9 protein-coding genes are annotated in these 9,829 nt (G+C 73.0%); 7 read left to right on the top strand and 2 right to left on the bottom strand.

From position 1 onward, the window contains the following. On the top strand, positions 1 to 916 hold a 916-nt coding region (locus ECOMGDLI_RS34775; RefSeq protein WP_158221082.1), incomplete at its 5' end, for a hypothetical protein. Between the two features lie 115 nt (positions 917 to 1,031). After that, a complete protein-coding gene (locus ECOMGDLI_RS20445) occupies positions 1,032 to 2,426 on the top strand; it encodes a glycine--tRNA ligase (protein WP_088318736.1) in 1,395 nt (464 codons plus the stop codon). Positions 2,427 to 2,457: 31 nt separating this feature from the next. Here the strand turns inward: ECOMGDLI_RS20445 and ECOMGDLI_RS20450 are convergent, their stop codons facing one another. Then, positions 2,458 to 2,925: an SRPBCC family protein gene (locus tag ECOMGDLI_RS20450; RefSeq protein WP_088318737.1), complete on the bottom strand. Its 468-nt coding sequence runs from the start codon at positions 2,923 to 2,925 to the stop codon at positions 2,458 to 2,460. A 104-nt stretch (positions 2,926 to 3,029) separates the two neighbouring features. After that, positions 3,030 to 3,917 (bottom strand): dienelactone hydrolase family protein, encoded by an 888-nt coding sequence (locus tag ECOMGDLI_RS20455; RefSeq protein WP_088318738.1) that lies wholly within the window; start codon positions 3,915 to 3,917, stop codon positions 3,030 to 3,032. Positions 3,918 to 4,055: 138 nt separating this feature from the next. On the opposite strand from ECOMGDLI_RS20455, the gene ECOMGDLI_RS20460 reads away from it, so the two are divergent. The 5 genes from ECOMGDLI_RS20460 (at position 4,056) to ECOMGDLI_RS20480 (ending at position 9,743) form a co-directional block, all read left to right on the top strand. After that, positions 4,056 to 4,658 carry a TetR/AcrR family transcriptional regulator gene (locus tag ECOMGDLI_RS20460; RefSeq protein ID WP_158221083.1) on the top strand — a complete coding sequence of 201 codons (603 nt, stop codon included), beginning with the start codon at positions 4,056 to 4,058 and terminating at the stop codon, positions 4,656 to 4,658. Between the two features lie 108 nt (positions 4,659 to 4,766). Next, positions 4,767 to 6,608, top strand: a complete 1,842-nt coding sequence (locus tag ECOMGDLI_RS20465; RefSeq protein ID WP_088318740.1) for an NAD(P)/FAD-dependent oxidoreductase — start codon at positions 4,767 to 4,769, stop codon at positions 6,606 to 6,608. Positions 6,609 to 6,780: 172 nt separating this feature from the next. Next, positions 6,781 to 7,926, top strand: a complete 1,146-nt coding sequence (gene dusB / locus ECOMGDLI_RS20470; protein ID WP_088318743.1) for a tRNA dihydrouridine synthase DusB — start codon at positions 6,781 to 6,783, stop codon at positions 7,924 to 7,926. Next, positions 7,919 to 9,178: a deoxyguanosinetriphosphate triphosphohydrolase gene (locus ECOMGDLI_RS20475; protein ID WP_088318741.1), complete on the top strand. Its 1,260-nt coding sequence runs from the start codon at positions 7,919 to 7,921 to the stop codon at positions 9,176 to 9,178. The genes dusB and ECOMGDLI_RS20475 overlap by 8 nt, the downstream gene beginning before the upstream one ends. 91 nt (positions 9,179 to 9,269) lie before the next feature. Further along, complete coding sequence (locus ECOMGDLI_RS20480; RefSeq protein ID WP_158221084.1) at positions 9,270 to 9,743, top strand: GNAT family N-acetyltransferase; 474 nt, start codon at positions 9,270 to 9,272, stop codon at positions 9,741 to 9,743. Positions 9,744 to 9,829 lie beyond the last annotated feature (86 nt).

Below are 9,829 nucleotides of genomic sequence, written 5' to 3' on the forward strand. Positions count from 1 at the left end.
CCCGACGCCCGCCCAGCGCGGCCCGGCCGGCCCCGGCTGGGTGCCCGTCGACAGCCCGCTGCCGGGCCTGGGGATCGTCGGCAAGGACACCGCGGCACTGCGGGTCGCGGGCCGGGTGCTCGCCGACCGCTGCCGCGAGACGCTGCGCCGCGACGAGGCCGTCGTCTACGACCTCACGTACAAGGCGGTCGCCGTCGGGGACGGCACCCGGCACCTGAGCTTCGGGCCGGAGTGCCGCCGCGAGCTCGCCGGACGGGTCGCCGGCCGGGTCTGGGAGCTCGCGACCGAGCTCGCCGAGCGTGGCCCGTGCGCCGAGGACCTCGCGCACGACCTCGCCGGCCTGCGGGCGATGCTCGCGGACCCGCGGTCCGTCGTCGGCGAGGCGTACCTCGCGGCCTCCGAGCACGTCGCCGGCCGCGAGCGCTCCGGGCGCGTCGAGATGCTCGCGGAGATCGAGGCGCTCACCGCCGAGGACGTGCGGCTCGCCTTCGCCGAGGCGCTCTCCGACGCGTACGTCGTCGTGCCGGACGGCACCCGGCCCGCGGTGCCGCTCGCGCAGATCCCCGGCTGCGCGGCGTCCCGGACGGTGCCCGAGAGGGCCGACGTGCTCAAGCGGCGGCGCTTCCGGTCCGGGGCCCCGGCGGGGACGGCGCTGTTCACGCTGCCCGACGGGATCGGTCTGCGCGACGAGGACGGCGACGTCCACATCGTGCGCTGGGCGGACTGCGTGGGGGTCGGGGTGGAGGACGACGTCCGGGTCGTCACCGGCCGGGACCGCTGCTGGGTGCTCGTCGACCCCGCGGACTGGCGGGACGGCGAACGCGCCGTCCGGCACGTCGACGCCGGCGCCGACCCGGGGCTGCGGTACGCGCTGCGGCACGACGACGGGGTCGCCGACCTGCGCCTCATGGGCTGACCGCCGCGGCGGCCGGCCCGGCCGGGGCGTCGCGCGCCCGATAACGGCGGGACGGCGGGCACCGGGCGACCGGTACCCTGGACGCTCGTCCTGCACCTGCCCAATGGAGTGACCTGTGGCTGCCAAGCCGTCGTCCGAAGCCCGCCTCGAGGCCGTCGTCAACCTCTGCAAGCGCAGGGGTTTCGTCTACCCCTGCGGCGAGATCTACGGCGGTACCCGGTCGGCCTGGGACTACGGCCCCCTCGGCGTGGAGCTCAAGGACAACGTCAAGAAGCAGTGGTGGCGCTCGATGGTGACGAGCCGCGACGACGTCGTCGGCCTCGACTCGTCGGTGATCCTGCCCCGCCAGGTGTGGGTCGCCTCGGGCCACGTCGCGACGTTCACCGACCCGCTGGTGGAGTGCCAGTCGTGCCACCGGCGCTACCGGGGCGACCACCTCGAGGAGGAGTACGCCGAGCGCAAGGGCCGCCCGGCGACGTCGCCCGCGGAGATCCCGTGCCCGAACTGCGGCACGAAGGGCGCGTGGACCGAGCCCAAGCAGTTCAGCGGCCTCCTGAAGACCTACCTCGGCCCGGTCGAGGACGAGTCCGGCCTGCACTACCTGCGGCCCGAGACCGCCCAGGGCATCTTCGTGAACTTCAAGAACGTCGCCGACTCGGCCCGCAAGAAGCCGCCGTTCGGCATCGGCCAGATCGGCAAGTCGTTCCGCAACGAGATCACGCCCGGCAACTTCATCTTCCGCACGCGCGAGTTCGAGCAGATGGAGATGGAGTTCTTCGTCGAGCCCGGCACCGACGAGGAGTGGCACCAGTACTGGATCGACACCCGGACCGACTGGTACACGAACCTCGGCGTCTCGCGGGACAACCTGCGGCACTACGAGCACGCCAAGGAGAAGCTCTCGCACTACTCCAAGCGGACCGTCGACATCGAGTACCGGTTCGGCTTCCAGGGCTCGGAGTGGGGCGAGCTCGAGGGCATCGCGAACCGCACGGACTTCGACCTCAAGGCGCACGGCGAGGCGTCCGGCGTCGACCTGTCGTACTTCGACCAGGCCAAGGGTGAGCGCTGGGTGCCGTACGTCATCGAGCCCGCGGCCGGGCTGACGCGCTCGATGATGGCCTTCCTCATCGAGGCCTACGACGAGGACGAGGCGCCGAACACCAAGGGCGGCGTCGACAAGCGGATCGTGCTGCGCCTGGACAAGCGGCTCGCGCCGGTCAAGGCCGCCGTCCTGCCGCTGTCGCGCAACGAGGCGCTCTCGCCGAAGGCCCGCGACCTCGCCGCCGAGCTGCGGCAGTACTGGAACATCGAGTTCGACGACGCGCAGGCGATCGGTCGCCGCTACCGCCGCCAGGACGAGATCGGCACGCCGTTCTGCATCACGGTCGACTTCGACACCCTCGAGGACCAGGCCGTGACGATCCGCGAGCGCGACTCGATGAAGCAGGAGCGGGTCTCGCTCGACCAGGTCGTCGGCTACCTCGCCGGGAACCTGCCGGGCTGCTGACCCGCTCCTGCTCCGTCCGGAGCAGATCGACTCAGCTCGTCGAGGCGCCGGGGTTCACCTCGGGGTCGGACGCGGCGATCCGCTGGATGTTCGCCAGCGTGCCGTCGAGGCCGTCCTCGATCCCCGGCGCCTCGTGCGTCGTGTGGAGTCGCACGGTGACCTGCGAGCCGCTGCCGGCCGCCGACACCTCGAGCTCGCCGCGGTAGTCGTGCGGCCCCTCCGCGCCCCACTCCAGGCGGCGGTTGTCGGCGTCGATCCGGAACCAGGCCTCGCCGCGGACCCGGCGCTCGCCGTCGCCGTCCGGTGTGCCCGACGCCGGGTCGTCACCGCCGACGTCCTCCGGCTCCAGCCGGGCCTCGACGCTCACCTCGTCGCCGGCGACCGAGTGCGCCTCGGTCATGCGCTCCATGTAGCGGGGGAGGTTCTCGACCTTCGACAGGAACTCGAAGATCTCGTCGACCGGTGCGTCCACGGTCGTGCTGCGCTCGTAGTCACCCATGGCGTCCCGGTGCCCCGTGGGGCCGGCGCGAAACGCCGGGACGCCGGGACCCGCCGTCCCCCCGAGGGACCGCGGGCCCCGGCACCGGTCCGGGTCGGGCCGGCTCAGTAGGGGCAGGTGGCGAGGTACTGCGAGATCGTCGTGCTCGTGCCGGGGGCGGGGCAGAGGAACTGCGTGTAGCGGGCGTCCTCGTCGACGAAGCGCTTGAGCCACGAGATCGAGTACTTCGCGATCGTCGTGTTCGAGGTGTTCGGCGCGAAGTGGCTCGCCCCGCGCAGCTCGAGGTAGGCCTTGTCGAGCGTCGACGGCAGGCTGCTGTAGAACGGCTGCGAGTGCGACCGCACCGAGGCGATCGTGTCGTTCTGGGCCCCGACGACGAGCGTCGGCGTCTGGATCTCGGGCCAGGTCTTGTCGAGGTTCCACGCCGTCAGCGGGATCGCCGCCTTGAGCGAGGGCCGGTCCTTGGCCGCCTCTAGGGTGCCGCCGCCTCCCATCGAGTGGCCCATCACCGCGAGCCGCCCCGCGTCGACCCGGGTGCGGGCGCTGCTGCGCTGGGTGAGGTAGTCGAGCGCGGCGAGCAGCTGGTCGCCGCGGGAGGCCGGCTGGTCGCTCGTGGTGATGGTGTCGATCGTCATGACGACGAACCCCTGCGACGCCAGGCGCGGCCCGAGCCAGGCGATGCTGCTCTGCCGGGCGGTGAAGCCGGGGGCGATGACGACGCCGCCGAAGGTGCCGGCCGTCGTCGTGGTCGGGTAGTAGATCGTGCCGCCGCCGAACCCGGTGACGCTCGCCCGGGAGACCGTCGTCTGGCTCACGGCGAACGAGCCGCGGGAGGCCTCGATGCTCGCGTTCGTGGGGGCCGGGCCGCGCTCGAAGGGGTTGGCGGCGGCGGCCGGACCGGCGATGCCGGTGACGGCGCCGGCGGTGCCGGCGGCGACGAGGACGGCGGCCAGGGCGAGCCGGAGGATGCGGCTGCGTGGTCCTGTGCTCATGGGTGGGGACTCCCTGAGGGCGCGCAGGGGCAACTCGTACCAATGCGCATTGGTATGGACGAAAGGAACCCTAGAGATAGTTCTACCAAGTGGTCAATCAATCTGTGCGACGGATCTGCGGCCACTACCGTCGGCGGGGTGACGCAGAAGCCGGACGGTCGCCGCACGCGGTACGAGCACCGCCGCGGCGAGATCCTCGAGGCGGTCACGCAGCACGCGCTCGACCACGGTGTCGCCGGGCTCACGCTGCGCGGGGTCGCGGCGTCCGTCGGGGTCAGCCACGCCACGCTGGTCCACCACTTCGCCACGCGCGACGACCTCATCGCCGAGATCGTCGACGAGGTCCTGACCCGTGCGCTGCTGCCCTCGCCGGAGCGGATCGGCGCCGGCTACGACATCCGGGACGCCTGGGCCTACCTGCGCACCGGCGACGGCCTGCGCTGGGCCCGGCTGTTCATCTCGCTCGTCGGGCTGTCGCTCTACGGCGACCCGCCGTTCGCGGAGGCGCTCCGCCGGTCGCTCGAGCGCCGGCTGCGGGCCATCGAGGCGGGGCTGCTGCTCATCGGCTGCCCGCCCGAGGAGGCGCCGGCGGCCGCGACGACGCTGCTCGCCCGGATGCGCGGCCTCGCGACCGACCTGCTGATCTCCGGGGACACCGAGCGCGTCGACGCCGCGTTCGTGATGTTCATGGAGGAGTCCGCCGCGCGGCTCGCGCTCTGGACGGCGCGACCGCAGGGCTGAGCCGCCCCGCGCGGGCCCGCCCGCGCCCTGCAACGGTCTGCAACCGTTGCCCCCGCCCGCCCCGGACCGCTGTGCTCCTCGCAGGTACTCCGAACGGAAGGGGATGCAATGACGCAGACCGTGGAGCCGGACGCGAACGCGACGGACGTCGCCGTCGCGAGCGGGCCGACCGCGCAGGAGCGTGTCGACCGCTGGCTCGCCGACTTCGAGGCGGCGCTCGCCGCCCGCGACGTCGACCGCGCGGCCGGCATGTTCGCGACGACGAGCTTCTGGCGCGACCTCGTGGCGTTCACCTGGAACATCACGACCGTGGAGGGGCCCGAGGGCGTCGCCGACATGCTCCGGGCCACGCTCGACTCCACCGACCCGTCGGGGTTCCGGACGACGGAGCCCGCGACCGAGGCGGACGGCGTCGCCGAGGCCTGGATCGAGTTCGAGACGGCCGTCGGGCGCGGCTCCGGCCTGCTGCGGCTCACCGACGAGGGGGCCTTCACCTTCCTCACCGACCTGCGCGAGCTCAAGGGCTTCGAGGAGAACAAGGGCACCCAGCGGCCCAAGGGCGTCGCGCACGGCGCCTTCAAGGACCGCGAGACGTGGGCCGAGAAGCGCGAGCGCGAGGCCGCGGAGCTCGGGACGACCGCGCAGCCGTACGTCGTCGTCATCGGCGGCGGCCAGGGCGGGATCGCGCTCGGCTCGCGGCTGCGCCAGCTCGGCGTCCCCGCGGTGACGATCGACCGGCACGACCGCCCCGGTGACCAGTGGCGCAAGCGCTACAAGAGCCTGTGCCTGCACGACCCGGTCTGGTACGACCACCTGCCGTACCTGAAGTTCCCGGACAACTGGCCGGTCTTCGCGCCGAAGGACAAGATCGGCGACTGGCTCGAGATGTACGTCAAGGTCATGGAGGTGCCGTACTGGTCGCGGTCGACGGTGACGTCCGCGACCTGGGACGACGCGGCCAAGGAGTGGACGGTCCAGGTCGACCGGGACGGCGAGCAGGTCACGCTGAAGCCCAAGCAGGTCGTCTTCGCCACCGGCATGTCCGGCAAGGCGCGGATGCCCGAGTTCCCCGGCATGAGCCTGTTCAAGGGCGACCAGCACCACTCCTCGCAGCACCCCGGGCCGGAGGCGTACACGGGCAAGCGGTGCGTCGTCGTCGGCTCGAACAACTCCGCGCACGACATCTGCGCGGCGCTGTGGGAGCACGACGCGGACGTGACGATGGTGCAGCGCACGAGCACGCACATCGTGAAGTCCGACTCGCTCATGACGATCGCGCTCGGCGGGCTCTACTCGGAGGAGGCCGTCGCCGCGGGGGTCACGACCGAGAAGGCCGACATGATCTTCGCGTCGTTGCCGTACCGGATCCTGCACACGTTCCAGATCCCGGTGTACGAGGAGATCAAGCGCCACGACCAGGACTTCTACGACCGGCTCGAGAAGGCCGGATTCGAGCTCGACTGGGGCGACGACGGCTCTGGCCTGTTCATGAAGTACCTGCGCCGCGGCTCGGGCTACTACATCGACGTGGGCGCCTCCGAGCTCGTCGCGAACGGGGACATCAAGCTCGCGCACGGCCAGGTCGACCACCTGACCGAGGACGCCGTCGTCCTCGAGGACGGCACGACCCTGCCGGCCGACCTGGTCGTCTACGCGACGGGCTACAACTCGATGAACGGCTGGGTCGCGGACCTCGTCGGCCAGGACATGGCCGACAAGGTCGGCAAGGTCTGGGGCCTCGGGTCGGACACGACCAAGGACCCCGGCCCGTGGGAGGGCGAGCAGCGCAACATGTGGAAGCCCACCCAGCAGGAGGCGCTGTGGTTCCACGGCGGCAACCTGCACCAGTCCCGGCACTACTCGCTGTACCTGGCCCTGCAGCTCAAGGCCCGGTACGAGGGCATCCCGACGCCGGTCTACAACCTGGCGCCGGTGCACCACCTGAGCTGACCCGACGGCCGCCCGACCGGGCGGCCCGACCACGCGGACGGCGCGGACCCCACCTGGCCGGGGCCCGCGCCGTCCGTCCGTGCGTCGGCCGGACGGACCTGCCTGCGAGAATGGGCCCGTGACACTGCGGATCGGGCCCCACGAGGTCGCCACGCCCGTGGTCCTCGCGCCGATGGCCGGGATCACGAACCAGGCGTTCCGGCGGCTGTGCCGGGAGGCGATGGCGAGCCAGGGCGGGCGGGGCGTCTTCGTCAGCGAGATGGTGACGTCCCGGGCGCTCATCGAGCGCAACGACGAGTCGCTGCGGCTCATCGCCCACGACCCGGACGAGTCCCCGCGCAGCGTCCAGCTGTACGGCGTCGACCCCGGCGTCGTCGCGGCCGCCGTCAAGCTGCTCGTCTCCGAGGACCGCGCCGACCACATCGACCTGAACTTCGGCTGCCCGGTGCCCAAGGTCACCCGCAAGGGCGGCGGCTCCGCGCTGCCGTGGAAGTCCGGGCTGTTCACGGCGATCGTCGGGCAGGCGGTCCGCGCCGCCGCGCCGTACGGCGTCCCGGTGACCGTGAAGATGCGCAAGGGCATCGACGACGACCACCTGACCTACCTTGAGGCCGGCCGGATCGCCGAGGGCGAGGGGGCGGCGTGCGTCGCCCTGCACGCGCGGACGGCGTCCGAGTACTACTCGGGGACGGCGGACTGGTCCGCGATCGCGCGGCTCAAGGAGGTCGTCACGAGTGTGCCGGTCCTCGGCAACGGCGACATCTGGTCGGCCGACGACGCCGTCCGGATGATGGCCGAGACCGGCTGCGACGGCGTCGTCGTCGGCCGCGGCTGCCTCGGCCGGCCGTGGCTGTTCGCCGACCTCGCCGCGGCGCTCGCGGGCCGACCGGACCGGGTCACCCCGACGCTGGGCGAGGTGCTCGCGACGATGCGCCGGCACGTCCTCGCGCTCGCCGAGCACTACCTGGCGGCGGGCGGTCAGGGCACGGCGGGCGGCCCCGAGGGGCCCGAGCTCGCCGAGCTGCGCGCCTGCCGGGACATCCGCAAGCACGTCGCCTGGTACCTCAAGGGCTACTCGGTCGGGCAGGAGGCGCGGGCCGGGCTGGCGCTCGTCGACTCGCTCGCCGCGTTCGACGCGCTCGCCGCGAGCCTGGACGGCATCCAGCCCTACCCGGGCGACGTCGCCGAGGGCCCGCGCGGGCGCAGCGGCAGCGCCCGCAAGGTCACCCTGCCCGAGGGCTGGCTCGACAGTCGCGACCTCGACGACCTCGCGGCGGCCGACATCCTGCACGCCGAGCTGTCGGTGTCCGGTGGCTGACCCGGCGGGCCGCGGCGCCGGCTACGGCCTCGACGACACCCAGCGCTGGGTCGTCGAGCCGCCCAAGGACCCGCGCCGCGGCGAGTTCGCCCGCGACAGGGCGCGCGTCGTCCACTCCTCGGCGCTGCGCCGGCTCGCCGCGAAGACCCAGGTCGTCGGCCCCGGCACGGACGACTTCGTCCGCAACCGGCTCACGCACAGCCTCGAGGTCGCCCAGGTCGGCCGCGAGCTCGGGCTGGCGCTCGGCTGCGACCCGGACGTCGTCGACACCGCGTGCCTGGCCCACGACCTCGGCCACCCGCCGTTCGGGCACAACGGCGAGACCGCGCTCGACCTGCTCGCGGGCGGCATCGGCGGCTTCGAGGGCAACGCGCAGACGCTGCGGGTGCTCACCCGGCTCGAGCCGAAAGTGGTCGACCCGGTCACCGGTCGCGGCGTCGGGCTCAACCTCACCCGGGCCTCGCTCGACGCCTGCACGAAGTACCCGTGGGCGCGCGGGGCCGGACCGAAGGGGGAGGCGTCCCCGAAGTTCGGCGCCTACCCGGACGACGCCCCGGTCTTCGACTGGCTCCGGGACGGCGCACCCGGTGACGTCCGGTGCGTCGAGGCGCAGGTCATGGACCTGTCCGACGACATCGCCTACAGCGTCCACGACGTCGAGGACGCGATCGTCGGCGGCCACCTCGACCAGCGGGTGCTCCGCTCGCCCGAGGCGGTCGCGCGGGTCGCCGCCCAGGTGCGCTCCTGGTACGTCTCCGACGTCGCCGACGACGAGGTGGCCGAGGCCCTCGCGCGGCTGCAGGCGCTGCCCGTGTGGGTGGGGGAGTTCGACGGCGGGCACCGCGCGCTCGCCGCGCTCAAGGACATGACGTCGCAGCTCATCGGCCGCTTCTCGCTCGCGGCCGAGCGCGCGACCCGGGAGAAGTTCGGCCCCGGCCCGCTGACCCGCTACGCCGCCGACGTCGTCGTGCCGCGGGAGACGCTCGTCGAGGTGAACACCCTCAAGGGCGTCGCCGCCGTCTACGTCATGACCCTCGCCGACCGCCAGCCGCTCTACGCCCGCCAGCGCGAGCTCCTCGCCGACCTGCTCGAGGCGCTCGTCGACGCGGCGCCCGAGATGCTCGAGCCGCCGTTCGCCGCGCTGTGGCGCGAGGCCGCGGACGACGGTGCCCGGCTGCGCGTCGTCGTCGACCAGGTGGCGTCCCTGACGGACGTCAGCGCCGCGCACTGGTACGCCCGACTCGTCGGCTGAGGCGCCCCACACCACCGCTCATGCTCGTGCTGTGCACCGTTTCCGGGCCGAGAACGGCCGAGATCCGGTACCTGCTGCGAGCATGAGCGGCATGACGGGAGCGATCACGGTGCGGCCGGCCGAGCCCGGGCGGGACACCGCGGCGCTCGTCGGCCTCCGTTGGCTCTGGGGTCTGGAGAAGGGCCGCGCCCCGGTCGGCAGCGCCGAGCCGTCGCCGGAGTTCGCCGCACGGTTCGCGACATGGCTCGCCGCCAACACGTCGACGCACACAGCGTTCCTCGCCCTGGACGGCGACCGGCCGGTGGGCATGGCGTGGCTCGCGACTCTCGAGCGCCCGCCGGACGTCGACGTCCCCGTCCGCCGGTCCGGGTTCGTGCAGTCGGTCTTCGTGCTGCCCGCGCTCCGGGACGACGGCATCGGCGCCGCCCTCCTCACCGCCGTCGTCGCGACCGCTCGTGACCGCTGCCTGCAGTACCTGCTCGTCAGCCCTTCCGAGCGGTCGGTCCCCTTCTACCGCCGCCACGGCTTCACCGGCGACCACCGCCTCTGTCTCCCACTCACGTAGACCCCACCCACCCCCGCTCATGCTCGCGCCGTGTACCGAAAACGGTGCTCGCGCAGCGGGTTTGCGGTACACGACGCGAGCATGAG

The organism is Kineosporia sp. R_H_3, assembly GCF_002198675.1.
In the GTDB taxonomy this organism is placed as follows: Bacteria; Actinomycetota; Actinomycetes; order Actinomycetales; family Kineosporiaceae; genus R-H-3.